This window comes from Streptococcus dysgalactiae subsp. dysgalactiae (assembly GCF_900459225.1).
Taxonomy (GTDB): Bacteria; Bacillota; Bacilli; order Lactobacillales; family Streptococcaceae; genus Streptococcus; species Streptococcus dysgalactiae.
In genome coordinates, this window is sequence record NZ_UHFH01000003.1 from 2,098,869 (window position 1) to 2,125,717 (window position 26,849).

Annotated in this window: 27 protein-coding genes; 9 read left to right on the forward strand and 18 right to left on the reverse strand. The window is 37.4% G+C overall.

Going from position 1 to position 26,849, the window contains the following annotated elements:
* Window positions 1–160: 160 nt before the first annotated feature.
* Genes DYD17_RS10640 through DYD17_RS10650 form a run of 3 tightly spaced genes read left to right on the forward strand, consistent with a single transcriptional unit; the run spans window position 161 to window position 2,131 of the window.
* On the forward strand, window positions 161–487 hold the full coding sequence (locus DYD17_RS10640) for a PadR family transcriptional regulator (protein ID WP_003053142.1): 327 nt from the start codon (window positions 161–163) through the stop codon (window positions 485–487).
* Window positions 474–1,061, forward strand: a complete 588-nt coding sequence (locus DYD17_RS10645) for a DUF1700 domain-containing protein (protein WP_115253205.1) — start codon at window positions 474–476, stop codon at window positions 1,059–1,061. Before DYD17_RS10640 ends, DYD17_RS10645 begins: the two co-directional genes overlap by 14 nt.
* Window positions 1,058–2,131, forward strand: a complete 1,074-nt coding sequence (locus DYD17_RS10650; RefSeq protein ID WP_115253206.1) for a DUF4097 family beta strand repeat-containing protein — start codon at window positions 1,058–1,060, stop codon at window positions 2,129–2,131. The genes DYD17_RS10645 and DYD17_RS10650 overlap by 4 nt, the downstream gene beginning before the upstream one ends.
* A gap of 123 nt (window positions 2,132–2,254) precedes the next feature.
* Here DYD17_RS10650 and DYD17_RS10655 read toward each other — a convergent pair whose 3' ends face one another.
* A complete protein-coding gene (locus tag DYD17_RS10655; RefSeq protein ID WP_115253207.1) occupies window positions 2,255–4,528 on the reverse strand; it encodes a YhgE/Pip domain-containing protein in 2,274 nt (757 codons plus the stop codon).
* Window positions 4,529–4,662: 134 nt separating this feature from the next.
* On the opposite strand from DYD17_RS10655, the gene DYD17_RS10660 reads away from it, so the two are divergent.
* Window positions 4,663–5,196, forward strand: a complete 534-nt coding sequence (locus DYD17_RS10660) for a TetR/AcrR family transcriptional regulator (RefSeq protein WP_115253208.1) — start codon at window positions 4,663–4,665, stop codon at window positions 5,194–5,196.
* Window positions 5,197–5,339: 143 nt separating this feature from the next.
* Here the strand turns inward: DYD17_RS10660 and rpsD are convergent, their stop codons facing one another.
* The 9 genes from rpsD to mnmA form a co-directional block, all read right to left on the reverse strand.
* Window positions 5,340–5,951: a 30S ribosomal protein S4 gene (rpsD, locus tag DYD17_RS10665; RefSeq protein WP_003053152.1), complete on the reverse strand. Its 612-nt coding sequence runs from the start codon at window positions 5,949–5,951 to the stop codon at window positions 5,340–5,342.
* 693 nt (window positions 5,952–6,644) lie between these two features.
* Entirely contained in the window at window positions 6,645–6,917 is a 273-nt protein-coding gene (locus tag DYD17_RS10670; RefSeq protein ID WP_003053156.1) for a Veg family protein, read from the reverse strand.
* A gap of 15 nt (window positions 6,918–6,932) precedes the next feature.
* On the reverse strand, window positions 6,933–8,294 hold the full coding sequence (dnaB, locus tag DYD17_RS10675) for a replicative DNA helicase (RefSeq protein WP_003053157.1): 1,362 nt from the start codon (window positions 8,292–8,294) through the stop codon (window positions 6,933–6,935).
* A 35-nt stretch (window positions 8,295–8,329) separates the two neighbouring features.
* A complete protein-coding gene (gene rplI, locus DYD17_RS10680) occupies window positions 8,330–8,782 on the reverse strand; it encodes a 50S ribosomal protein L9 (protein WP_003053159.1) in 453 nt (150 codons plus the stop codon).
* Window positions 8,779–10,755: a DHH family phosphoesterase gene (locus DYD17_RS10685; protein ID WP_003053161.1), complete on the reverse strand. Its 1,977-nt coding sequence runs from the start codon at window positions 10,753–10,755 to the stop codon at window positions 8,779–8,781. The genes rplI and DYD17_RS10685 overlap by 4 nt, the downstream gene beginning before the upstream one ends.
* A 90-nt stretch (window positions 10,756–10,845) precedes the next feature.
* Window positions 10,846–12,744: a tRNA uridine-5-carboxymethylaminomethyl(34) synthesis enzyme MnmG gene (gene mnmG / locus DYD17_RS10690; protein ID WP_115276476.1), complete on the reverse strand. Its 1,899-nt coding sequence runs from the start codon at window positions 12,742–12,744 to the stop codon at window positions 10,846–10,848.
* A 51-nt stretch (window positions 12,745–12,795) separates the two neighbouring features.
* On the reverse strand, window positions 12,796–13,245 hold the full coding sequence (locus tag DYD17_RS10695; RefSeq protein ID WP_037585046.1) for an NUDIX hydrolase: 450 nt from the start codon (window positions 13,243–13,245) through the stop codon (window positions 12,796–12,798).
* 213 nt (window positions 13,246–13,458) lie between these two features.
* Window positions 13,459–14,067: a MarC family protein gene (locus tag DYD17_RS10700; protein WP_003053167.1), complete on the reverse strand. Its 609-nt coding sequence runs from the start codon at window positions 14,065–14,067 to the stop codon at window positions 13,459–13,461.
* A gap of 31 nt (window positions 14,068–14,098) precedes the next feature.
* Window positions 14,099–15,220, reverse strand: coding sequence for a tRNA 2-thiouridine(34) synthase MnmA (gene mnmA / locus DYD17_RS10705; protein WP_115276477.1), 1,122 nt, complete (start codon window positions 15,218–15,220; stop codon window positions 14,099–14,101).
* Window positions 15,221–15,492: 272 nt separating this feature from the next.
* On the opposite strand from mnmA, the gene sdaAB reads away from it, so the two are divergent.
* From sdaAB to DYD17_RS11315, 3 genes are read left to right on the forward strand one after another with little or no spacing between them, the layout of a single operon-like run.
* Window positions 15,493–16,164, forward strand: coding sequence for an L-serine ammonia-lyase, iron-sulfur-dependent subunit beta (gene sdaAB, locus DYD17_RS10710; RefSeq protein WP_003053171.1), 672 nt, complete (start codon window positions 15,493–15,495; stop codon window positions 16,162–16,164).
* A gap of 11 nt (window positions 16,165–16,175) precedes the next feature.
* Entirely contained in the window at window positions 16,176–17,048 is an 873-nt protein-coding gene (gene sdaAA / locus DYD17_RS10715) for an L-serine ammonia-lyase, iron-sulfur-dependent, subunit alpha (protein ID WP_115253221.1), read from the forward strand.
* A 25-nt stretch (window positions 17,049–17,073) separates the two neighbouring features.
* Window positions 17,074–17,367: an HAD hydrolase-like protein gene (locus tag DYD17_RS11315; protein ID WP_003053175.1), complete on the forward strand. Its 294-nt coding sequence runs from the start codon at window positions 17,074–17,076 to the stop codon at window positions 17,365–17,367.
* A 268-nt stretch (window positions 17,368–17,635) separates the two neighbouring features.
* Here the strand turns inward: DYD17_RS11315 and DYD17_RS10725 are convergent, their stop codons facing one another.
* From DYD17_RS10725 to yfmF, 8 genes are all read right to left on the reverse strand, one after another.
* Complete coding sequence (locus tag DYD17_RS10725; RefSeq protein ID WP_115276478.1) at window positions 17,636–18,163, reverse strand: transglycosylase SLT domain-containing protein; 528 nt, start codon at window positions 18,161–18,163, stop codon at window positions 17,636–17,638.
* 185 nt (window positions 18,164–18,348) lie between these two features.
* Window positions 18,349–19,149 carry an energy-coupling factor transporter transmembrane component T family protein gene (locus DYD17_RS10730; protein WP_003053178.1) on the reverse strand — a complete coding sequence of 267 codons (801 nt, stop codon included), beginning with the start codon at window positions 19,147–19,149 and terminating at the stop codon, window positions 18,349–18,351.
* Window positions 19,142–19,984: an energy-coupling factor ABC transporter ATP-binding protein gene (locus DYD17_RS10735; RefSeq protein WP_003053181.1), complete on the reverse strand. Its 843-nt coding sequence runs from the start codon at window positions 19,982–19,984 to the stop codon at window positions 19,142–19,144. The genes DYD17_RS10730 and DYD17_RS10735 overlap by 8 nt, the downstream gene beginning before the upstream one ends.
* Window positions 19,960–20,799, reverse strand: coding sequence for an energy-coupling factor ABC transporter ATP-binding protein (locus tag DYD17_RS10740; protein WP_003053185.1), 840 nt, complete (start codon window positions 20,797–20,799; stop codon window positions 19,960–19,962). The genes DYD17_RS10735 and DYD17_RS10740 overlap by 25 nt, the downstream gene beginning before the upstream one ends.
* 2 nt (window positions 20,800–20,801) lie before the next feature.
* A complete protein-coding gene (gene pgsA, locus DYD17_RS10745) occupies window positions 20,802–21,344 on the reverse strand; it encodes a CDP-diacylglycerol--glycerol-3-phosphate 3-phosphatidyltransferase (RefSeq protein WP_003053186.1) in 543 nt (180 codons plus the stop codon).
* Window positions 21,345–21,357: 13 nt separating this feature from the next.
* Window positions 21,358–22,392 carry a helix-turn-helix domain-containing protein gene (locus tag DYD17_RS10750; RefSeq protein WP_115253222.1) on the reverse strand — a complete coding sequence of 345 codons (1,035 nt, stop codon included), beginning with the start codon at window positions 22,390–22,392 and terminating at the stop codon, window positions 21,358–21,360.
* A 49-nt stretch (window positions 22,393–22,441) separates the two neighbouring features.
* Complete coding sequence (yfmH, locus tag DYD17_RS10755) at window positions 22,442–23,725, reverse strand: EF-P 5-aminopentanol modification-associated protein YfmH (RefSeq protein WP_115253223.1); 1,284 nt, start codon at window positions 23,723–23,725, stop codon at window positions 22,442–22,444.
* A 1-nt stretch (window position 23,726) separates the two neighbouring features.
* Window positions 23,727–24,971, reverse strand: coding sequence for an EF-P 5-aminopentanol modification-associated protein YfmF (gene yfmF, locus DYD17_RS10760; protein ID WP_115276479.1), 1,245 nt, complete (start codon window positions 24,969–24,971; stop codon window positions 23,727–23,729).
* 320 nt (window positions 24,972–25,291) lie between these two features.
* Between yfmF and yaaA the strand changes: the two genes are divergently transcribed.
* Both yaaA and recF read left to right on the forward strand, forming a co-directional pair.
* Window positions 25,292–25,705 carry a S4 domain-containing protein YaaA gene (yaaA, locus tag DYD17_RS10765; RefSeq protein ID WP_115253224.1) on the forward strand — a complete coding sequence of 138 codons (414 nt, stop codon included), beginning with the start codon at window positions 25,292–25,294 and terminating at the stop codon, window positions 25,703–25,705.
* A 1-nt stretch (window position 25,706) separates the two neighbouring features.
* Window positions 25,707–26,813: a DNA replication/repair protein RecF gene (gene recF, locus DYD17_RS10770; protein ID WP_003053196.1), complete on the forward strand. Its 1,107-nt coding sequence runs from the start codon at window positions 25,707–25,709 to the stop codon at window positions 26,811–26,813.
* The last annotated feature ends 36 nt before the right edge of the window (window positions 26,814–26,849 follow it).

Here is a 26,849-nt window from a genome sequence, read left to right on the forward strand (position 1 = left end):
AACTAATCTTCACTTTTTGGTCAAACTATTACTTCTAATTAGTGATATTTTATATATAAATTTTTTTATATATAAAATATTGACATATCAAAAAAGTAAGCTTATACTAAATGTGTAAAATAATTATATATAAAAATTTTATACATCAGAGGAGCCCAAAATGTATTTTCCAGTATCGGCTACCTTGATTGAATTTTTGATTTTAGCCATTGTCGAAAAAAATGATTCTTACGGCTATGACATTAGTCAAACCATTAAATTGGTCGCCAATATCAAAGAATCAACTCTCTATCCTATTCTTAAAAAATTGGAAAAGGCAGGTTTTTTGACAACTTACAGTCAAGAGCATCAAGGACGTAAACGCAAATATTATGCTATTACTTCTTCTGGAGAAGTACAGCTACTATTTCTAAAAAAAGAATGGCAAAAGTATAAACTTGCCATAGATGGGATTATTGAAGGGAGTTTGAGACATGACAAGGACTGAATATCTAGCTGAACTAGATAAATACTTGCGAAAATTACCTAGGGAAGACTACCATGAAGCTATGGATTATTACATTGAATATTTTGATGAAGCTGGTCCTGATAAAGAAAATCAAGTTATCGAGGATTTAGGAAGCCCCAAAGAGGCCGCTAGTGAAATCATCGCAAATGTTTTAGGAAAACACATGGCAAGTCCTGAAAAAACACCTGAAAAGCGAGCAACTATCGTCGGGCTAACTATTTTAGCACTCTTTGCTGCGCCTATCGCTTTACCAGTTTTATTGGCTTTAATTCTCTTTATTATTGCTTGCCTCATGGCTGGAATAACAGTCATCGTTGCTGCCTATGTTTTTGGCCTTGTTGGGGTACTTGTTGCAGGAATCACCCTCTTTGAAAGTTTGACTTTACTTGGTTCATCTCTTCCTGCTCAGGCTATGGGAATTGGTGGCGCCTTGCTGAGCTTTGGTGGTAGTATTCTCATTTGGATTATTGCCACTGCACTCCTGCGTTTTTCAGGACGTGCCTTCGTTGCCTTTATTAAATGGATTAGTCACAAGAAAGGAGCTCAAGCATGAAAAATATCTCACGCAAATGTTTTATGACCAGTGTCGTGTGTATTGTTTTAGGAGCCATTCTTTTAGGAGCTGGTTATGCAACTTGCGGGCTTCAAGACATTAAACACCAAACAGCCCCTAAAAAGGTTATCCAAACATTTGATCACGTAATAGCTCTTGATATTGATACCAATTTTTCAACTATTACAGTAGAAACAGGGCCTGTCAAAAAACCAACAGTAACCTATTACACACATCCTAAATTTATTGATCCTTTAGAAATTAAAATAGAGAACGAGACACTTCATATTTCTGAAAAACCCAGAGATGTCATCATCACCGGAGGTATTGAACTGATTGGGTTTGGATTAAATAAAAGTGACCGAAACCACAACTATCGTACCACTACCATAACGCTTCCAAAAGGTACCAATCTTAAAGAGTTCAAAGGCTCAAGCATGCCCCAAGCCACTATATCGGATTTAACGATTCAAGACCTTGAATTCAGTGGTGGTCTGACACTTCTAAATACTAGAATAAAGAAAGGGAAGGTTTTTGGAACATTTGATGCTACTGATAGCTTATTAGCCAATCTTGAGTTGAAAGCCGACTATTCGTTGTCAAGCCTTACGAATTCTAGTTTAGAAAATGGGACGATTAGCTTAGGGCATGGACAATTAACCACAAAAAATACTAATCTTAGATCTGTCACCATCCAATATCTATCTCCTGGTGGGGTTGAAGCCGAAGAAACAAGCCTTGAAAATGTGATTTTCACTGTTACTAGTGAGCAAGAAAACGAGGAAACCAATGATAATGGTGCTATATTCACTGCTCATGCTCTTACCCTTAAAGGCAATAATACTATTAGTGGTGGTAATGTTGCTGTTGACATAACTTTGACCGATCCAAAGACGACCACCTATAAGACAAAAACCGAAGATGGTAAAATCTCACTTGGATCACTGCTTATTCCTGCGAAAATTGATAAAGGAACAACTTCAGATAGCATTACTTACACTGCTAATACTGAGAAAGCTACTGGAAGCTTGACAGTTGAACTCAACAAGGGAGATATTATTCTAAAATAGCCCCTAACTTGTAAAATAACCATTGACTTTAAAAAGTACTGTCAACCACTTGTAACAATAAGACAAAAAACAGCATCTAACATAATGACTTGAGATGCTGTTTTTTGTCTTATTTACTCAACCTTAAACAGTTTTCTTAGGTCGATAAATGAGCAGTGCTAACACCGTAAATGCTAATAGAAAGCCTGTTAACACTTTGATTTCAAGTCCAATATTGCCATCCAAAGAAATAGTTTGTCGCAAACCAGACACCACATAAGTCATTGGCAAGAAAGGGTGTAACGTTTGAAAAAATGCCCCACTTAACTCAATGGGATAGGATCCACCCGAAGAACCAACTTGAAGTAATAGCATAACTAAAGAAGCAAAGGAACCATAGCGATCATCCCACCCAACTAAGGCTGTGACAAGTGCCATCAACGTCCAACCGCTTAATATGATAAAACCTAAGGTTTTCATGCCATAATGTGCTTCAAATCCCAATAGCTGAATAGCTAAGTAAAGAATAATAGAACCCACAGTTGAAATGAACCCATTAATCACAAATTTTTGTTTGGCCCAATCCCACTTATTCTTAACTGGACGACCAGATAAAGAATTAGCAAAGATAACATTAGTTGACAAGGCCACAACCATTAGAGAAACGGCAATCATATAAGGTGCCATACCAATCCCATTTGTCTTGACATCATCCCTGTCTTTTTCGTTTAATAAAACTGGTTTTGAAACTGCTCTAGCGTTTCTATCTTGTACGGAAACAAGTGATAACTGTTGAGAAGCTTTGGCCAAAGAACCGTTTAACGTTGACAAGCCTGTTGACAAGTCTGTCAATCCACTTGTTAATTGATTGCCACCTTGACTCAATTGGAAACTACCATTGGCTAGTTTACCTGCATCTTCTGATAATTGTTGACTGCCTTTCAATAATTCCCTTGATTTTGTTGATAGAGCTGTCGCTCCTTCTGAGAGTTTTGTTACCCCAGAACCAATGGCAGTATTATACCCGTTTAAGTGTGCTAATCCTGTTGTCAATTGATTACTTCCTGGTAGAACCTGTTGATTTAAACTACCATTTACCTTTGATAATCCCATTGACAACTCAGATAATACAGAACTCGCTCCAGGTAAAGCGTGGTTAGACTGACTCGCAATCTGGGAAACAGCTGCTTTAAGCTGGTCTAATTGAGCTAAGCTATTTCCTTGGGACAGAGTTTGTAAACCTGTTGACAGTGTTTGAACAGAACTTAAAATAGTTTGAGCTGCAGATACGGTTTGACTTTTATCAGATTGACTGAGGGCCGCAGCTAACTCTCCTTGTTGTTCAGCAGTTAATGATTGGTAAACGCTAGTAGCTTGAAGAGCCGATAGTTGTTCATTCTGAGTGTCAGTCTCTTCCGCAATGACTTGTTTGGCAGCTTGAGCGATAGTTCCTAAGCTATTACCTAGCTCATCAGCATTAAGGTGAGGGGGTTCCATTGTTGATAGCTCTGTATTTAGTTGTTGAATGCCTTGATTTAGGACCGGTAGCCCTACAATTAAGGATTGAATTCCCTTAGCTTTCTCATCAGAAAGTGTTGTTGCTTGTGTCAACTGTGAAAGACCCTGATTAAGCTGAGAAGCTCCCTGGGATAACCTAGAAACCCCGTTCAGATAATTGGGGATATCCGTTGATAATGTTCCTAATCCATTCTTGACTTGGTTGACACCATCTGTATAAGTAGTCAAACCTGATGTCAATCGTCTAGTACCTTGTTGAAACTGTTGGCTAGCACCCGTTAAGGCTGCTAAGTTCGTCGAAAGTGTTTGACTCCCCGCCTGAGCGGTCTTCGCTCCTGAAGCCAGTGCTTGACTTCCAGTTGAGGCTTCTTTTAATCCTGATTGGAGCTCCGTCATACTGCTAAAAACTGCTGAGGTGTAAGTCTTCGTAATGTTTTGCGAAACAGACTCTTTCAGTTTAGTCATCGCTGTTTCCCCCATCTTAGCAGCGACCATTCCACGTCCTTTACTAGTTTGGTAACGGATAGTTAGTTTTTGGGGTTCGGGATTTAATAAGGTTGTTGCTCGCTGAGAAAGATCTTCGGGTAAAGTAATGACCATATAATAATCACCTTTTTTAAGACCTTTTTGAGCGCTTTTTGAAGATACAAAATGATAGTCTAACTCTTTGTTTTTAGACATCTTGTCCACCATATCATCGCCGATTGTTAATGATTCATCAGCCATCTTTGCAGGCTTATCTTGATTAACAACAGCAATGGGAAGGTCATTGACACGACCATAAGGATCCCACATTGATCCTAAAAACGATAAATTATATAAGGCGGGAACCATTGCCACACCAATCATTGTAATGATTAATTTTGGATTTTTAATAAGTGCTTTAAGTTCTTCTAACATTTTTTCTCCTAAAATGGACATACTGTTCAAAAATTATGATAGAATATATTATACAAGTAAAATCAAAATTTACAAGATAAAAGACATCGTTTTTGGACATTATGTCTAAAAGTGTTCAAAAGGAGATTCTGATAATGATCAACCGAAAAGAAAACACAAGACAAGCAATTCTAAAAGCAATGGTTATCCTATTAAAAACCGAAAGTTTTGATGACATTACAACCATTAAACTTGCTAAAACGGCTGGTATTAGCCGATCGAGTTTTTACACTCACTATAAAGATAAATATGAAATGATTGACTATTACCAGCAAACCTTTTTCCATAAGTTAGAATACATTTTTGAAAAAGAATACCAAAATAAAGAACAGGCCTTCCTTGAAGTCTTTGATTTTCTCCAAAGAGAACAGCTTCTCTCTTCTCTTTTATCTGCTAACGGCACCAAAGAAATACAAACCTTCATCATCAATAAAGTTCGCCTTCTGATAACCACTGATTTACAAGATAAATTCAGTACTGAAGAGTTATCTCAAACAGAAAAAGAATACCGAAGCATCTACTTAGCGCATGCCTTTTTTGGTGTCTGTCAAAGTTGGATTGCAAAAGGTAAAAAAGAATCACCTCAAGAAATGACACAATTCGTTCTCAAAATGCTTACGAGTACCTAAATAGTACCCCTTACGCAAGTATTATTGTTACAAGCCATCAGTAAGACTGATGACTTTTTTTATAAACCATAGATTAGAATAAACTTGTTACGAGATACAAAAAAGCCCACTGTTGTAGGCTTTTTGTAAGTTTAATCTTAAAATTAAAGCATTTTGTTGTAGAATTCAACGACAAGTGCTTCGTTGATTTCTGGGTTGATTTCATCGCGCTCTGGAAGGCGAGTTAGTGAACCTTCAAGTTTTTCAGCATCAAAAGATACGAAAGCTGGACGTCCAAGAGTAGCTTCAACAGCTTCAAGGATTGCAGGAACTTTCATTGATTTTTCACGAACTGAGATCACTTGACCAGCTTCAACGCGGTATGAAGGGATATCAACACGTTTACCATCAACAAGGATGTGTCCGTGGTTAACGAATTGACGTGCTTGACGACGAGTAGTTGCAAGACCTAAACGGTATACAACATTGTCAAGACGACGCTCTAAAAGAACCATAAAGTTGAAACCAAGAGTTCCTTCTTTGATTTTTGTAGCTTGTACGAACAAGTTACGGAATTGTTTCTCACCTAAACCATATGAGAAACGAAGTTTTTGTTTCTCAGCAAGTTGCAAACCATACTCTGAAAGTTTGCTACGGTTGTTTGGACCGTGTTGACCTGGAACGTAGTTACGACGTGCCAATTCTTTACCTGTGCCTGTAAGTGACAAACCAAGGCGACGTGATTGTTTCCATGATGGACCAGTATAACGTGACATATTGCATGTCCTCCTCTAAATTTTTTGAGGAAATAACTGTTTGAAAAATCCTGATTCGTGCAGGGGGTTTTCGCCTAAACAGCAAAGGTTACTTGAATAGATAACCACCTGTTGACGAGCTTCATATTTTTCTGCTGTTATTTCGCACAAAGAATAGTATACCATAGTAAAGTTATATTGTAAAGTCAATACATTACGATATAATTATCAGTTTAGCTTTTTAAGGCCAAATATGAGACAAATAACTACTGATGATAGAAAGACGATGTTATGTGATGCTATAGTTATGATAATAAAAGCAATCGCAACAACAGAAAGAAATAATCTAAAAGATAATTTCCATTCCTTAAACCTTGACTATTTTTTCTTGGCTCTCTATCAAACGTGTTTCAATGGAAAAACCTAGTCGTTTTGAAATAGCCAACATGTTCCGTTTACTTGGAAATCGTTTTATCGGATATCTCCAATTGCTCTTGTGTCAAGCCATTCTTATCTCGGTAATCTTTTAATTTTAGGGCTAAAATCGTTTGTTTGTCCATAATGAGACTTCCTTTTTGAACTCAGTTTAACTAAAACGCACTCTCTTTTACAGGACTTTTGCCAAAATAGAGAAGAATAGAGCGACAGTGACAGCAATTCATGTTGACCAAGCTATCAATTTACTGTAAAGAAAAAGCCTCTATGAGGCAAAAATCAATCTAAATAACGAATCAATGTTTTTTCAGTTAAAATATCTGAATAAGTATAAGATTCAACGTAAGAATTATTGATTGCTCCTGGGATATCTGAACTATCATTATACTCGATAATAAATAAGGAACTGTAAACTTCAATCAATCGACCAATCTTATTTTTCTCACGTTTACGACCATTTTCAAGCGTTAACTCTACTAGTTGCCCTTCGTGGGCTTTGATATCTTCTTTGATTTTCTTCATTTTTGCAACATCTGCAAATGCATCACTCATTTTTTTCTCTCTTTCTTATCTTTCCTCAAATTGGGCTATGGTTGAGAATTTATTGTATTCTTTTTGGAACATCAGTTTCACTGTTCCACGCGCCCCAGCCCTGTTTTTCTCAAGAATTACTTCAATGGTATTGTCTTCAATGGCTTCTTCAGCTTCTTCACCCTCTTTCCGATAATAGTCATCACGATATAAGAAGGCCACAATATCCGCATCTTGCTCAATAGATCCCGATTCTCGAATATCTGATAGCACCGGTCGCTTATCCTGTCTTTGTTCAACACCACGGGAAAGCTGACTAAGGGCAATAACTGGGACTTTTAATTCCTTAGCTAGAATTTTAAGCTGTCTTGAAATATCTGACACTTCTTGTTGCCGATTTTCTGGTTTGGTTCCTGTAATCAACTGTAAGTAGTCAATTACAATCAGTCCTAAACCGCCATCAACTTCTTGGGACAATTTTCGTGACCTTGCCCGAATTTCAGTGATTTTAATACCTGGCGTGTCATCAATATAAATTGGTGCTTCTGCCAATGCTCCTTGAGCAATGGTGACGTTATTCCAATCTTGATCTGTCAATTGACCTGTCCGTAAGCTATGCGAATCAACCATTCCCTCAGCTGCCAACATACGGTCAACAAGACTCTCTGCTCCCATCTCCAAAGAAAAAATAGCAACAGCCCTCTTTTGCTTCGTTCCTACATTTTGGGCAATGTTAAGGACAAAAGCTGTTTTACCTACTGCTGGACGAGCGGCTAGAATAATGAGTTGATCAGGGTGTAAACCTGTTGTAATTTTATCAAGATCTCTAAAGCCCGTTGGTAAACCAGTGACATCAGAAGTCTGCTTCGAACGAGCTTCCAAATTTTCATAGTTAACTTTTAGCACATCTGAAATTTTACGAAAACCGCTACGGTTACTGTGCTCATTAATTTCAATTAATGCTCTTTCTGCACCAGCAATAATGTCTTCTGAAGCAGAGGCCCCTTCATACGCCAAGTTGACAGTATCTGTCAATCTAGCAATGATATCACGCAACATCGCCTTTTCAGCAACAATTTTAGCATAATAGTCAGCATTGGCACTTGTTGGAACACTATTGACCAATTCAACAATATAGGACAAACCGCCAATGTTTTGCAAGTCTCCTTGATTATCTAAAATTGTTCTAACAGTTGTTGCATCAATGGCATCGTTACGATCGCTGAGGGTAATCATTGCCCGAAAGATAATTTTATGAGCGTACTTATAAAAATCGTCTGGACTGATAAATTCTCTCACTGTAATCAGCTTATCAGGCGAGATAAAGATTGAGCCTAAGACAGATTGTTCTGCCAATAAATCTTGGGGTTGAACTCGTAATTCAGCTACTTCAGGCAACCTCAACACCTCCAAATCTTATTCCGTTTTGTCTCTTATGCTTCTGTGATAGCCAATTTAATCTCAGCTGTTACTTCCTTATGTAATTTCACAGGAACTTCAACCAAACCAATGGCACGGATAGGATGATCTAAAATAATATGACGTTTATCAACTTTTACCCCAAATTGCTTTTGCAATTCTTCTGAAATCTTTTTAGCTGTGATGGAACCAAATGTACGTCCATCTGGGCCAACTTTTTCTTGAAATTGAACACGTGTCTTGTCTTCATCCAAAATAGCCTTAACTGCTTGAGCTTCTGCTAAAATTTCAGCTTGAGCTTTTTCTTCGGCTTTTTGTTTTCCTTTTAATTCACCGATGCTTTGACGAGTTGCTTCTTTAGCTAAATTTTTCTTAATAAGGAAATTTTGAGCATAGCCTGTTGGGACCTCTTTGATTTCCCCTTTTTTTCCTTTTCCTTTAACATCTGCTAAGAAAATAACTTTCATGATTCCACCTCTCCTGTCTCTTTCATTGTACTATCAATAGTTTCTAATAATAACGCTTTAGCTTGGGGAAGGCTAATGTCTGGCAATTGACAAGCAGCCAAATTAAAGTGACCCCCACCTCCTAATTTTTCCATCACACGCTGAACATTAATTTTACTGCGACTTCTAGCTGAAATGGCAATCTTGTGTGATTCTGTTTCTACTAACACAAAGCTAGCTTCAACATGTGCCATTGACAATATGGTGTCCGCCGCTTTACTAGCAATAACATTACTGTAAAGTTTCCCATTTTCACCTGCTGCCACAATAATACTGTCACCTAGACGCTGGCCTTGGAGGATAATTTCATTGACTTGTTTATACTCATCAAAATCTGTTGCTGAGATAGTTTGAATTTCAACGCTATCACTCCCTTTGCTTCTTAAATAACTAGCGACATCAAAAGTTCGACTTGTGACACGTGTCGAAAAGTTTTTAGTATCAAGCATAATACCAGCCATTAAAACACTGGCTTGAATTTTATTTAACCGTTTTTTGGCATTTTGAAATTGAATGAGTTCTGTCACCAATTCGGCTGCGCTACTTGCCCCACTTTCGATAAAGGTTAGAATAGCATTATCTGGGAAATCATCATCCCTTCTATGGTGGTCGACAACGATAACATCTTCGAAGTGCTCATAAAATTCTTTAGACAGGGTCAGTGAAATTTTAGAGTGATCAACCATTACCAAAAGAGATCTTGGAGTTACCAAGCCCATGGCTTGCGAAATGCTAATGAGACGAGTTTTGCCGTCAGCCTGAAGACGTTCGATAGCTCTCTCAATATCTGAACTCATTTCATCCGGATTATACACCGCGAAACTATTTTCAATAATATTGCTTGCAAAAAACTGCATCCCAACAGCAGAACCTAAGGCATCCATATCGAGTTTTCTATGCCCGACAATAAAGACATTGTCCACCATCTTAATACGATCTGAGATAGCTGTCATCATCGCCCGGGTACGTGTCCTAGAGCGTTTAATCGTTGATACAGAACCGCCACCAAAGTAAATAGGATTGGTGTGATCCGCATTTTCACGAATGACAATCTGATCCCCTCCTCGAACAAGCGCAATATTAAGGTTTTCAAGAGCCACTTGTCCAATTTGGCTATGTTTTTCTTCGCCAAATGAGATACCTATACTAAGGGTCAAGGGGCGCTGTGCTTCCTGAGCTTCTTTGCGAAATTCTTCTAAAACAGAAAATTTATCATCCATTAATTCTTTTAGGGTCTTAAAATCCGTAAAGAAATAATAACGGTCCATATTGACACGACGATAAAAAATCTGTTTTGACTCCATAAATTCGTCAATAAAATTCGCTACAAACGAATTAATCTTGGAGGTGTCCGCATCAGATAAATCATCTGTGAGATCATCGTAATTATCAACAGAGATAATACCGACAACAGGTCTTAACATGCTAGCATCAGCGGACTGTCTATTACCTACAAAACTATCAAAAAAGTAAAAAATTCCCGACGCGACGTCAATATAGGACGTGTACTTATTACCAGAAACTTCAAATGTCTGCGAAATGTCTCCTCGACGCTTTTCAGTGAGTATTTGTTGAATTAAATGATTCTGTAAAAGACCATCTTCTGTCGTAAAAATTAACTCGGCATAAGGATTATACCACTCAACGGCATTAGTTACTTGATCAAACTGAACAACACCAACAGGCATTTTATCTAAAAGTGTTTTGAGATTATCTTCTGTCTGCTCATTTAATAATTCAATGTGATCTAAATCTGATAATTCGTATACCTCTTTTTGGTACCAAAGAAGTGCAACAACAAATAGTAATACAAGAAAAATGGCTGATAGGATCAGCATTTTCGACTGCATAATTCTAACGCAAAGCGCTAGCAATCCAAATAAAATCAAGCCCATCATAATTAAATGAATGGTTTCAAAACGAAATCTTTTCATCCTCTAACCTCTTAAGCCCTTATTATATCATAAAACAGCCCTGAAATACAGAGCTGTCAGTTGGTTTGAGGTTACAATTTCATGTCTGGACTAGGATTTACGACGCGCCTTACCATTTCCTTCTAAATAGATCATTAAAATGCTAATATCAGCAGGGTTAACGCCCGAAATACGGCTAGCTTGACCAATCGTTTCAGGATTAATCTTTTTAAATTTTTGACGCGCTTCCGTTGCAATGGAATCAATAGCATCCCAATCAATATTAGCAGGAATTCTTTTTTCTTCCATCCGCTTCATCTTAGCAACTTGATCTAAAGCCTTACGAATGTAGCCTTCGTACTTGATTTCTGTTTCCAAAAGTTCAATGATTTTAGCATCTAAATCTTCTGCCGCAGACCCAACAAAAGAAACCACCGTAGCGTAATCAATTTCTGGACGACGCATGAATTCTTTAGCAGTCATCGCATCGGTTAACGGTTTGAAGCCTAGATCTTGAACGCGGTCATTGGTTTCTTTAATCGGTTTTAACTTGATACTGTCTAACCGTTTTAATTCGTTATCAAATTGGTTTTTCTTAATTTCAAAAGCATTCCAACGGTCATCATCAACCAACCCAATGTCGCGACCAATTTCTGTCAACCGCATATCAGCGTTATCATGACGTAAAATCAAACGATACTCAGCTCGCGATGTCAACAATCGATAAGGTTCCAAGGTTCCTTTGGTAACCAAATCATCAATCATAACGCCAATATAAGCATCGCTCCGTTTCAAAATAAGCTCTGGCTTACCTTGAACTTTAAGAGCAGCATTGATACCAGCAATAATCCCTTGACCAGCAGCCTCTTCGTACCCAGAAGTTCCATTGGTTTGCCCAGCCGTAAAGAGCCCTGAAATTAATTTAGTTTCAAGCGTGGCACGTAGCTGATGAGGTAAAACAATATCATATTCAATAGCATAACCAGTTCGCATCATTTCAGCCTTTTCAAGTCCCTTGATAGAATGAATCAATTCTTTTTGAACATCTTCTGGAAGACTCGTTGACAGACCTTGAACATACACTTCCTCTGTATCACATCCTTCTGGCTCTAGGAAAAGTTGATGACGTTCTTTATCTGAAAAGCGAACAATCTTATCTTCAATGGATGGGCAATAACGAGGGCCAACACCTTTAACGATACCAGAAAACATCGGTGCTCTGTAAAGGTTCTGATTAATGATATCATGACTGATTTGATTCGTATAAGTCAACCAGCATGGAATTTGATCTTTGAGATAATCAGCATCTTTTGACATAAATGAAAAATGATTAGGTTTGTCATCACCTGGCTGAATTTCCGTTTGATCGTAATCAATAGAAGATGCTTTGACACGAGGAGGAGTACCTGTTTTAAATCTGCCAATTTCTAAGCCGAGTTTTTTTAAATTATCTGCTAAGGTTACTGAGGCCAAACTATTATTAGGACCAGAGGAATATTTGAGCTCTCCTAAAATAATTTCCCCACGGAGGGCTGTTCCTGTTGTCACTACAACAGCTTTAGCCGCAAATTTTTGTCCTGTTGCTGTTAAAACACCTACCACTCGACCATCTTCCACTAGAATATCATCAATCATCGTTTGGCGAAGAGTCAAATTAGCCTGTTTTTCAACGGTATGTTTCATCTCACGCGCATACAGGGATTTATCTGCTTGAGCTCGCAGAGCGCGTACAGCTGGTCCCTTACCTGTATTAAGCATTTTCATCTGGATATAGGTTTTATCAATATTTTTACCCATTTCGCCGCCAAGAGCATCGATTTCTCGTACTACTATCCCTTTAGCAGATCCTCCAATAGAAGGATTACACGGCATAAAAGCCAACATATCAAGGTTGATTGTTGCCAATAAAGTTTTACAACCCATACGACTAGTGGCCAAACTCGCTTCAACACCAGCATGACCTGCACCTATGACAATGACGTCATAGCTTTCTGTAAATTCATGTGTCATTTTTTTAAATCCTTTATTTCAGTCTATTAATTTTAAATCATACGCTTCCGTTTAGCCTTCAATGTGGACAATATGTCCTGGCCATTTAGCCAACTCGGTTTGTAAAAACTCAGGAACGAGATTAATTTGATCCAGCTGACTAATTGGAACCCATTCACACATCTGTTTCTTGGTATTTTCTATCATCTCAAGTTTAGGCTCTTCTAAAGGATGAACAAGATAATGAAATTCAATATTATGCCAAAAAACATCGGCACTATAAAATCGATTCTCAACAACAAAAGCTAATTGATTCACTTCGACAGAGATTCCGACTTCTTCTAAGGTTTCACGTAAAACAGTCTCACGTGTTTTTTCACCTACTAGGCTTGCACCACCAATGGTGTAATATTTGCCAGTTGCATCTCTGGTTAAAAAAATCTTATCCTCTCTAATCATCAAAGCACTAGCTCTTAAACTAAAGGTTGTCTGACCTCTAGTCGTTCTAAAATCCATTCCCATTCGTCACCTCATTTCTCGAACCAAACCATAAAAAGAGCCAAAACCCTAGAAAATTGCAGGACAAAAAACCTACAATATTCATGAGCTTTGACCATCATTGCTATTGTTACTATCTATTTTAAAAAATTCCTTGGGAATTGTCAATTCTACACGTTAGTTACTTATTGACACCTTTGTCAAGTTACTTAACAATTTTGTCAACAATTTGTCAAGTTACTTAAAAGCTCCTTGAATACCCATAATTAACATTTGCATACCTATAGTTGTCAGGATAAGCCCCGTCAACCGGGTGATAATAGCCATAATATTTTGACCTAAAAAACGAGCAATATCTTTGGCGCTTAGCAAAAGTAGGTAAGTCAGTAAACAAAGAAGCAAAAAAGCTGTCAAGGTTATGAGACGATGTTCCCAGCCTCCTTGAGATAAAGTGATAGCTGTAGCTATGGTACCCGGACCTGCAAATAGTGGCATAGCTAGGGGAGACACAGCAACAGCCGTTGGATCTGCTACTAACTCGTTTCCCACATGTTTCGCATCTGGTGAATGAACACCATTAATCATATGGTAGCCTGTTAGAGCCACTAAAATACCACCTGCTATTCTTAAAGCAGCTATCGTGATACCAAATAAAGTAAACAGAGCATGTCCTGTCATCACAATTATAGCTATAATAACAAATACAATCGTTAAACTTTTACGAGCTATCCTTTTAGAAATAATCTGGTCATCATCTGCTACCAAGGCAATGTAAGCTGGTAAATTGGATAAGGGGTTCATAATGGCAAAAAAAGCCATAAAGGTCAATATAAATTTTGAAACCATTTCTAACGCCTCTTAATTTATGACTTCATTTTTAAATGTATTGACAAGGTTGTCTATCTCTATAGGCCATATCAATCATACCACCACCAAGACATTCTTCGCCGTCATAGAAAACAACAGCTTGACCGGGAGTAATAGCACGCTGTGGCTCTGCAAAAACAACTTCTGCCTTGTCTCCTTTAACATGAACAGTAACCTTGGAATCGGGTTGACGATAGCGGAATTTAGCGGTACATTTTAATGTAAACTCTTCTGGCACCTCACGTGTAAAGTGAACAATAGAGGCATCAAGACTAGTTGACATCAGTGACTCATGATAAAAACCTTGGCCAACATATAAAATGTTTTGTGACAAATCTTTACCGACCACAAACCACGGTTGATTGTCTCCTCCATGTTGACCGCCAATTCCAAGACCCCCACGTTGACCAATAGTGTAATACATGAGACCAGCATGTTCTCCCATGTCACGCCCATCAACAGTCATCATCTGTCCTTTTTGAGCAGGTAAATACTGACTTAAAAAGGTTTTAAAATTCTTTTCTCCGATAAAACAAATGCCAGTTGAATCTTTCTTCTTAGCTGTTGCAAGCCCCGCCCGCTCAGCAATTTGCCTCACTTCTGGTTTTTGTAAATGTCCTAAAGGGAACAAAGTTTTTTGCAATTGTTTTTGAGATAATTGACTTAAGAAGTAAGTTTGATCCTTACCATTATCAGCACCACGTAACATGTGAACTACACCATCTTCGTCTCGCTTTACTTGAGCGTAGTGTCCCGTTGCCACATAATCTGCCCCGAGTGTCATCGCGTAGTCAAGAAAGGCTTTAAACTTGATTTCCTTGTTACACATAACATCAGGATTTGGAGTTCTACCTGCTCGGTACTCAGCTAGAAAATACTCAAAGACTCTATCCCAATATTCTTTTTCAAAATTAACTGAGTAGTAAGGAATGCCAATCTGATCGGCAACTGCTGCTACATCTTTGTAATCTTCAGTTGCTGTACATACACCAAATTCATCTGTATCATCCCAGTTTTTCATAAAAACACCGATGACATCGTACCCCTGCTCCTTTAAAAGCAAAGCTGTCACAGATGAATCAACACCACCACTCATACCAACAACAACACGTGTGTTTGAGTTATCTGTCATAAAAATTCTCCCATCAATTTAAAGATATGAAGAAAATCGTTACATTAGAATTAGAAACAATTATTCTTCATTATCAACAGTAGACGATTGAAGGTCGTCGTTTTCAAAAGTCGATTTGAAGGTCGATTTTGAAGCATTTTAGATGCTTAAACTATTATATCAGTAATTAGTTAGAACACCAATCTTTTTATCAATAAAGTATTTTTTACAACTATAAAAGTATTTTTTATTTTCTGTTATAATGAATGTAAAAATAAAAAATGGAGTTGCCTATGAATGCACAAAAATTTCAATCAGTTTTTGATATTATTGGACCAGTAATGATTGGCCCTTCAAGTAGCCACACTGCTGGTGCAGTTAGAATTGGCAAGATTGTCCATTCCATATTTGGAGAACTTCCCGATGAGGTTACTTTCCATCTCTATAATTCATTTGCAAAAACTTATAAAGGACATGGAACTGATAAAGCTCTGGTTGCTGGAATTATGGGAATGGACACTGATAACCCTGACATCAAGTGTTCCCTTGAAATTGCCCACCAAAAAGGCATTAAAATTTATTGGGATATTTTAAAAGATAGTAATGCCCCCCATCCCAATACGGTTAAAATCAGTGTTAAAAAAGCTGATAAAAGCATGAGTGTTACTGGTGTTTCCATTGGAGGAGGAAATATCCAAGTTACAGAATTAAATGGTTTCTCTGTCTCATTATCTATGAATACTCCTACCATTATTACTGTCCACCAAGATATTCCTGGCATGATTGCAAAAGTCACAGATATCTTATCTTCTCATAATATCAATATTGCTACAATGAATGTTACTCGTGAATCAGCTGGAGAAAAAGCAATCATGATTATTGAAGTTGATTGTAGAGAATGTCAGGAAACTATCAAGTCGATTGCTAAAATTCCTAATATCCACAATGTCAACTTCTTTGACTAGAGAGGAAAGTTATGTTTTACACTATTGAAGAACTTGTCAAACAAGCTGATCAAGAATTTGGTGGCAATGTAGCGGAGTTAATGATTACCACAGAAATTGAGATGACCGGACGAAGTCGAGAAGACATCATTACAATCATGTCTCGCAATTTAGAAATTATGAAAGAGTCCGTTCAAAAAGGGTTGACGCCTACCAAATCAATCAGCGGGCTAACAGGTGGTGATGCCCTCAAAATGGAACACTACATCCAAGAAGGGAAGACACTGGCTGATACCACCGTGCTCACTGCTGTTAGAAATGCCATGGCTGTCAATGAACTAAATGCTAAGATGGGGCTTGTTTGTGCAACCCCCACTGCTGGTAGTGCTGGTTGTCTGCCAGCTGTCCTTTCCACAGCCATTGATAAGCTTAACTTATCTGAAAAAGAACAATTAGAGTTCCTCTTTACAGCTGGTGCGTTTGGTCTTGTTATCGGAAACAATGCCTCTATTTCTGGAGCTGAAGGAGGATGTCAAGCAGAGGTGGGATCAGCATCTGCTATGAGTGCTGCTGCACTCGTCAAAGCATCAGGTGGTACCGCTCGTCAAGCCAGTCAAGCGATTGCTTTTGTTATCAAAAACCTATTGGGGCTTATTTGTGATCCTGTTGCTGGCTTAGTAGAGGTTCCTTGTGTGAAGCGAAATGCTTTGGGAGCAAGCTTTGCCCTCGTTGCAGCTGATATGGCTTTAGCTGACATTGAATCCCAAATCCCGGTAGACGAGGTGATTGATGCAATGTATCAGGTAGGTTCTGCTATGCCAACTGCTTTCCGTGAAACGGCTGAAGGAGGACTAGCAGCAACCCCAACAGGTCGTCGTTATAGTAAAGAAATTTTTGGTGAATAACGTCTACTGATTTTGGGAGGGGACTTTGGTTGACTTAAGTCCTGGTATATTAAATGCCTTTCAATATACTTTTAAACAAATGAATCACATCGTCCCAAATGCTAGCTTATTATCAACTTACATTGGCTCTCCTTTAGAAACAACTTTTAGAGCCTGTTTTAAAAATAAGGACCAAGTTGAACAAGCTATTTTATATTTCAGAGCATTCTACAAAGAATCTGGGGGCTATCAAGTATCTGTCTACGATAATATCGAGACACTTTTAAGAACGTTAGTACAGGAAGGCTTTGACCTATATGTAACCACTAGTAAACATTAACCGATGGCTATCCAAATGTTAGCCAACCTCGGTATTGCCGATTACTTTACAGGAGCCTTTGGTCCTACTTCTATCCGTGACCATAAATCGGCGTGACTAGGGGTTTTGGCAGTCAAGAAGAGTTACAATTGAGTAAAGCTAATTACACTGTCAAACAACCTCTCGATATTTACACTCTTCTCCAAAATCTGTCAACCTTAAGCTGAAACAATCAAAAATGACTGTCAAACTTGCTGACAGCCATTTTTGATTGTTATTTTTAATGAGCTTAATATCCCCAAGCTGATAAGCCTTGTGCACGGTAAGCATTCAAAGCGGAATTCACTTGATCTTGAACAGTTGCTGTTGATCCCCAACCTGGCATCGTTTGGAATAAACCTGATGCGCCTGAAGCATTCGCAGCACTTGGATTACCATTAGATTCACGCGCAATAATGTGTTCCCATGTTGATTGTGGGACACCAGTTGCAGCTGCCATCTGAGCTGCTGCTTGACTACCAACCACACCAGCAGTATTTCCGTTAGAAAGAACAACACCACCTGAGCTGTAAGCTGCTGGAGCTGGTTCTGAAGTTGCCTCAGCAGATTCCTCTTTTGGCTCTTCTTTAACAGCTTCTTGACTAGGTTGTTTAGCTTTTTTTACTTTTTTGATAACCTTAGGCTCAGATTTCTTAGCGTAAGAATCTGTATCAACATTTTTGCTTGAAAATGCAAAAATAACTGCTAACATCGCAATAGCAACTGCGATAACCCCAAAACTAAAATAACGTTGTTTTAAATTTTCTTTTTTAAACATTCAATAAATACCTCACTTTTCTCCGTTATCCATAATAGCCTTTAATTATTACCTTGCCATTGAAGATATATTAAAATTATTACAGCAGTATTGATATTACAAGAAGTTATAGGTATGAAAAGGCTCTCCCAATCTTCAAACAGAAATGGAAGAGCTTTCTTATTTATTTGAATGCTTTTGAACACTTATAAAGGATTTTTCAAGAAAAAGAGCAGGATACCTAAGATTAAAACTGAGCTCACTGCTAAACTATCTTTTAGTTGCCAATCTAGCTGACGGTATTTAGTACGACCCTCTCCTCCTTGATAACCTCTGGCCTCCATAGCAATAGCCAGGGCATCTGCTCTTTTAAAACTAGAAGCAAATAAAGGAATTAAAACAGGGATAATGGATTTCACTTTTTGAACCAAGTTTCCTTCACCGAAATCCACACCTCGAGCCTTCTGCGCATTCATAATACGGGTAGTATCATCCATGAGAGTTGGCACAAAACGCAAACTCAAGGACAGCATCAACCCAATTTCATGAGCTGGAACCTTGAACCTAGTTAAAGGTTTTAACAAGGACTCAACGGCATCCGATAAACTCAAGGGGGTTGTTGTTAGGGTAAGTAACGTTGAAAAGAAAATAATTAAAACAAAGCGCATAAAAATTAAAATCGCTTGACTGAGCCCTAAATCAGTGATAGTAATAATACCCAGACGAAAAATAGGTGAGCCACCTTGGGCGAAGAACATCTGAAATAGAGTCGTAAAAAGGATAATTCCAATCATTGGTTTAACCCCATTCAAAAAGAATGATAACTTGATTTTCGATAAGAAAACAACACCTAAGGTAAAACCCAACATCAATAGATTGGTCACCACATTATTCGCCCAAAAAATAATAATAATGTAAATTATCATTGCTAACAATTTACTTCTAGGATCCAGACGATGAATAAGGGAGTTTCCTGGAATATAACGTCCCAGAATCAATTTATCCATGTCTAAGCACCTCCCTAAGCTCTTCTAAGGTAATAGGTAAAGAAGAAAGAGCCATTCCTCGATCAACAAGTCCTTGAGCGAATTTAGTCACTTTAGGAACACCCAGTTGTTTTTCCTCTAAGAAATGAACCCGTTGAAAAACAGACTTTGGTTCTCCTGACAAAATTATTTTTCCCTCTTCCAAAACATACACAAAATCAGCATAGTTTGCCACATCGTCCATCAGATGAGTTACCAAGACAATGGTCATTCCTAGTTGATGGAGCTTTTTAAATAAGGTCATCAATTCCTTTCGACCTTTTGGATCTAGGCCTGCTGTTGGCTCATCCAAAACTAAAACGTCCGGCTGCATAGCTAAAATACCAGCAATAGCCACACGTCGCATTTGACCTCCTGATAATTCAAAAGGATTTTTATCAAAAAGATTTTCTGAAATGCCTACAAGTGCCAGTTTCTCACGCGCTAAAGCTTCTGCCTCTTCCTGAGAAACCCCAAAATTTTGAGGTCCAAAAGCAACATCTTTTAAGACAGTTTCTTCAAATAACTGGCTTTCTGGAAACTGAAACACAAGACCTACTTGCTTACGAACAGATTTGATATCTTTGTTTTTAGACTGATTTGTAATCTCCTGCTTGCCAATCCTAACAATTCCTTTAGTCGGAGTATGTAATCCATTCAACAACTGCATAATCGTTGATTTGCCAGAACCAGTATGGCCAATAAAGGCTGTATAAGATCCGTCTAAAATAGTTAAATCAATGTCAAAAAGGGCACGCCCTTCAAAAGGGGTCCCTACTTGATAAGTATAACTTACACTTTGGAAATTAATTGACATAATTGGTTTTCTAATTCCTTTTCTGTGAAATAAGAAGCTTCAATTGGGTAACCTTCCTCTTTAAGCATCTGTACAACAGAAGCGGTGAAGGGAATATCAAGGCCCAACTGGAGAAGGTCATCGCCTCTTACAAACAATTGTTCTGGCGTTGAGGCTGACTCCACTTGTCCATCTTTCATCACTAAGACGCGATCACTCAGAGCAACTTCATCTAAATCATGGGTAATGGAAATCACTGTTATCTGGTAATCTTCACGAATCGACTGAATAGTCCCAATCAATTCTAAACGTCCTTTTGGATCAAGCATACTAGTAGCTTCATCTAAAATAATGATTTTCGGCCTCATAGCAACAGCTCCTGCAATAGCAACCCGTTGTTTTTGCCCACCAGATAAGCGAGAAGGCTCCCTATCTTTAAAATCTTGCATACCTACGAGTTGTAAAGCCTGGTTGACACGCTCTTTCATCTCTTGATGGGTAATTCCTTTGTTCTCAAGCCCAAAAGCAACATCATCTTCAACTGTAGCTCCTACAAATTGATTGTCAGGATTTTGGAATACCATACCGATTTTATGACGAATATCCCAAACGTTTTCTTCTGTTAGCAATTCACCATCTACAAAAATATCCCCTGAATCAGCTTCTAATAAACCATCAATGAGACGAACAGTCGTCGATTTTCCTGATCCATTATGACCAATAATAGACAACCACTCACCTTGTTTCACATAAAACGAAACCTGATTTAAGGTTGGTTTTTCCTGATTTGGATGGTAATGAAATGTAACCTGTTTGAGTTCAATAATATTTGACATGATTATTTAAAGGTATCCTTGAAGAGAAAACTTGCTCCTTTGAAGTAATCATAACCAGAATAAATGGTAAAGAAAAGAGCAACATAGAGAAAGACATTTCCTAATAATGTCCAGTGACAAAGCAAGAAAATGATAGACAACATTTGAGTTGTTGTTTTTATCTTTCCTGGCATAGCAGCTGCCAAAACTTCTCCACCTGTTTCAACAAGTAATAAACGAAGCCCAGTCACAGCCAATTCTCGACAGATGATAATGGCTGATACCCAAGCAGGCGCCAGACCCAGTCCAACTAACATGATAAAAGCACTCATCACAAGCATTTTATCTGCTAGAGGATCAGCAAATTTCCCAAAATTAGTAACAACATGCCACTTACGTGCAAGATACCCATCTAAATAGTCAGTTAAGCTAGCTGCTGCAAAGATAATAGCTGCAAATACATGCCAGCTGAGTTCATTAGAAAAAGAGGTAACCAGGAGAAAGAGGGGAATCATTACAATTCGAATAAGGGTTAATAAATTGGGAATATTTTCTTTTTTTGTCATTTTCGTACCTTAATTATTGAATTTTAAATGTAATATAACTTAAATCAGTACTTGTTAAAGCAGATAAGTCAAGCGGTTGTCCGTCAACGGTTACAGACACACCCTTTGTGATACCCAGTGTCAATAAAGACTCTGTTACATCAGCAGGTAAAGTTGTCGTATAAGTCGGAGATTCTTGCGTTAGTGTAGTGCCACTCTCTCCAATTTCAGAATTAGTCAAGGAAATCCAACTACTTTCTGCATCTGTTAAAGAAACAGTGATATCAACTGTTTCTTTCGATTTGGTAACTGTTGCTACCAAGTAGTTATCTGCGCCTTCAGTTGTGATTTGAGTTTGAGGTTCACTTGAACTTTCTTTTGAAGCTGCTTTCGATTTTTTAGAAGCCTCAAGTAAAGTCATTTCAGCTTCTTTAGCACGCTGACCTTTTTCAAATTGTTTCCAGACACCAAAAAAGATAACCCCGATAATCGCTAGAGCAACTAAACCTAAGATAAAAGCGGGTACTATTGATTTTTTAGAGCGATCACCATTGTCATAGCGTCTTGAACGTGAGACATTTGCCTTTTTAGGCACCAAACGATCATCATTTTTAAACTGACTAGCAGCTGGTATAGCAGCCTTTACAAGGGTTTTAGAGTCCACACCGACTGTTTTGACAGGAATAACCAACGTCTCCTGAGTTTTTTTAGGTGGCGTCGAGGTGTAATGAGGGTAAGGCATTCCACCAGTTGCCATTTTTTCTCGCAATCGCTTCTGACTTAGTTTTTCTTCGACAATTTCTGTTACTGATTTCGTATCACTCTTTTTTTTAGCATTCACTTGATAATGATAGCGTCGTTTTAAAGTAATGAAATCTAATTCCACAATATCGGCATAGTCTTTTAAATACTGGTCAAATTTCTCTTCTGGAATAATTTTAAATTGATCTAATTCCATTGCCAATAAGTAATGGGAAGAAATCCCTGTTTTGGATTCAATATCATCTAATGTGATATTTTTGCCAACACGCGATTCTCTTAAAACCTCACCAAGACTTTTTTCACTCATACGGGTACCTCAAAAATATTATAATAACTCCATTATAGCAGATTTTGAATTATTTTGGAAAGACAGTAAAATCGGAAACATCTGCTCCTTCAAAAAAGGCTTTCCCAATAACAAGAATATCTTTCAAGGATATAGTCTCTATAATTCTTGGAAGATCAAAATAGGTTTCCTTATCAGACAAATAAAGGTTAAATTGACTCGTAAGATGATCAATAGAGTCTATACTTTGAATAAAGTCGCCATACATTTCTTGTTTCAAAAGAGTTAGATGTTTGTCCGTCAACTCTTGTAATTGCCTAATGTCTGTTAAACAACGGCGAATGTGATTTGACATAGCAATTGGTTCAGTGGTATCCAACGATATTAAAATAAATTGAAAATCATCTTGAATCTCAATTTCTATATCAAAGGAATCATCTATTTTTCCTTCTTCGTACCATTCATGGTAAGTTTTAGAAGTCCATCCTAGAAGCATGGCCAATAATAATTTTAAGGCCACACGGTAAGTTAATAGAGAATAGTTATCTAAAACGAGATGACCTCGGAAGCCAACAACTAACTTAGCAGTTGCTACATCCATATCGATAGATGATGAAGGCATGACTGGATAATGGTGCAATTGTTCTACGATCACCATTTTTTTTTCAGAAAAAGGTAGCGCTTTTTGAAAAGTTTGGATATCTGAAAAGATTTCGTCAACATCAATATCACCAATCACTAATAAACTCATATTAGAAGGGTGATAAAAATAGGAGTGGTGTGCATCCAACAAAGCTTTTGTGATATTTTGAATTGATTCTTTTGTTCCTGCAATATCATTAGCTAGGCTAGTATTAGGAAATAAATTTTGCAAAATCCCGCTATAGGCACGGTAATCAGGATCGTCCTGATACATGTCAATTTCTTGCTCTATAATTTTCTTTTCTCTGTTGATGGATTCATCTGTAAAGTGAGCAGAAAGGACAAAACTCTGAAGTAACTTGAGACCTTCTGAAAATGCCTTAGCAGTTGAAAACAAGTAACTTGTCTTATCGAATGTGGTGAAAGCGTTCGTATCTGCACCCAGCTGAGTGAATGCTAGAGAAATGTCCTCCCCTGTATTATCTTCGAAAAGTTTATGCTCTAGAAAATGAGCAATCCCTTCTGGAACAATAGTAGACTTGCCATCTACTGTCAATCTATTGTCAAGAGAACCAAAGTCAACTGTCAACATAGCCGTCTTTTCCGAATATCCTGTTTTCTTTATAAAATAAACTGTTAACCCATTTTCTAATCTACCATAGTAAAGTGTCTCGTCAATATTAGGGTAATCTATCTTTACTAGTTTTGTCATCTTATTTTCCTTCCAAGAAGTAAACTGTCTGGAGTTTTAATAGATTGGCAACTTTAATGATATCTATTTTACTAACCTTGTCAATCTCATCAATCCAATGCTTAATCGAATAAGAAGGATCAATATAGGAAGCCATATAAGTCATCTCAATCATGTTTTTACTGTAATCCTCAGATAAGAGGGCATTATTAATAAGCATTAGTTTAGTCTTTTTCACTAGTTGCCCTGAAAATCGTCCCATCTTAATATCATTTAACTCCTTGACAATTAATTGTAAGGTTTTTGTTCTAGTTTGACTGTCAATACCTGCGTAAATATCAAACAAGCCAGTGTAAACATCAAATCGACAACCAATACTGTAAGCCAATCCCTCTTCTTCTCTGATTTTTGTGAAGAAACGAGAATGAGCAAATGAGCCTAATAGACCATTCAAAACAACTAAGGCGTAATATTCCCTTTGTCCAAAAACCAAAGGAAAGTGATAAGCCAGCTGGAGGATGGACTGATTAATATCCTTTTTTTCAATGGATTCCTTGATAATATTAACAGCATCCTGTAAATAGAAGAAATCCAATTTTTTCTTACGAGCATCAAAAGGAAACTGATGTAACAATTGAACAACACGATAATCGTCAAAATCTCCTAAGACAAAAATATCAATCTGATCTTCATTGAGCATCTTATGAAATTCTTGATAGCTGGTATAGGCAGTTTCTTTAGTGATGAGTTCTTCAGTACCATATTTAGATACTTGTAGTTCTTTGTTAAGGTAAAATAATTCTTTGGTTCTAAGAGAACTATAATAAAATGAGTCTTCTTTATCCGATTCAACATAATTAATCAAGTTAGACTTTTCAATATCAAAAATCTTAGGTTGGTATTGAGCGATTGATAATAAAGGTGAAAACAATATTTCCTTTAAAAATTGAATCATTTCATCTAAAACTTTTTCCCCTTGAAAAGCATATCGATCTTGAACAAAGTTAATATCAATATCAACAATGTGAACCAAGCCTTTAGTTGACACATTCGTTGACAAGTTGGCTCCGTAAAGTTCTGCCAATTTTTCTCTAAACAATTTAGCTGTTGGGTAGCGGTCATTAGCTGTTGCTAACATCTGTGCCACTAAGACTCTTTTTGCTACTGTTTTTTGGTTCAAATCACCTGAAAAACGAAAGGTAATATGATTGGTTTTAAACCGTTTGGTCTTAATCAGATGAAGTTGTACTCCCTGAACAATTTTCATAATGTTTCCTTAATAAATAGTATGATCCTTACGATTATACCATTTTTATTCAGGTTAGGTGAGTGATAACTTTTTAAATTCCTTACGATTAAACAAAAAAAGAAGCAATTGACTTGCTCCTCTGATTTACTGCAAAATAAGGCCAGTAATATACCTCTAAAAAGTTTCAACCACACTTTATTCTTAAAAATACAGATTATATTATATCAAATAACGTCTTACTTTGGAATAATCAAATAGCTCTTATTAAGCTTATTCAGCTATTATTATTTATTCCTGTTTTATGCTATAATGACTTGAATGAAAAAATGGAGATAACAATGATATACAAATTATTTACAGAATTTATCACCCTAAAAGCCCTGCTTAAAGAATTAAGAATTATCCAAAGTGGCGGCGCTATCAAGGGATTTCTCGCTGAAACAACCGTTCTATTTAATGGTGAAGATGAAAAACGTCGAGGCAAAAAAATCAGAGTAGGGGATAAGATTTCTCTACCTGACCAAGACTTAATTATCACTATTGTTGAGCCTAATCAAGAAGAAAAAGAACAATTTGCCGAAGAAATGGCTGAAAAGACACGTTTAGCGGCCCTAGTGAAACAAATGAATCAAACCAACAAAAAGACTTCTTCTAAACATAAAAATCGTCAATCTACTACCAAACAATCACTAAGAGCAACTAAGAAAACTAAAGGCAAATCAACTGCACCTGTCCGCTTCCCAGGTATCTAGTATGTGGATTAAAGAGTTAGAGTTAAAACATTATCGTAATTATGACCACCTGCTTACCTCATTTTCGTCGGGTTTAAATGTCTTTATCGGTAATAATGCTCAAGGAAAAACCAATTTTCTCGAGGCAATCTATTTTCTATCACTTACTAGAAGTCATCGGACGAGGGCTGACAAAGAATTGATTCATTTTGATCACTCAACTGTTTCCCTTACTGGTAAGATTCAGCGCATTAGTGGTACTGTTGATTTAGAAATCAATCTATCAGATAAAGGACGTGTGACAAAGATTAATGCGCTAAAGCAAGCAAAATTATCTGATTATATCGGAACGATGATGGTTGTGCTTTTTGCACCAGAAGATTTGCAACTAGTTAAGGGAGCACCTAGCCTTCGCCGAAAATTTATCGACATTGACCTTGGTCAAATTAAGCCTGTTTACTTATCTGAGTTATCCCATTATAACCACGTGCTTAAACAGCGTAATAGCTATTTAAAAAGTGCCCAACAAATTGATGCCGCTTTTCTAGCTGTTCTAGATGAGCAATTAGCTAGCTATGGAACCCGTGTCATGGAACATCGTATTAATTTTATCAATACTTTGGAAAAAGAAGCGAATACCCATCACCAAGCCATCTCAAATGGTTTAGAAAATCTCTCCCTCTCCTATCAGTCGTCAGTTGTCTTTGATAAAAAAACTAATATTTACCAACAATTTTTACACCAACTTGAAAAAAATCATCAAAAAGATTTCTTCCGTAAAAACACTAGTGTTGGCCCACATCGCGATGACTTGGCCTTTTACATTAACGGTATGAATGCTAACTTTGCTAGTCAAGGTCAGCACCGCAGCCTTATTCTTTCTTTAAAAATGGCTGAAGTTAGTTTAATGAAAGTCTTGACTGGAGATAATCCCATTCTTTTATTAGATGATGTCATGAGCGAGCTAGACAATACACGACAAACAAAGTTACTTGAAACAGTAATTAAAGAAAATGTCCAAACCTTTATCACAACAACAAGTTTGGATCACCTGTCACAATTGCCAGAAGGTATCCGTATTTTTCACGTGACAAAAGGAACCGTTCAAGTTGATTCTGAGATTCACTAATGACATCAAAAAAAGGATTCAGTTAAACTGAGCCCT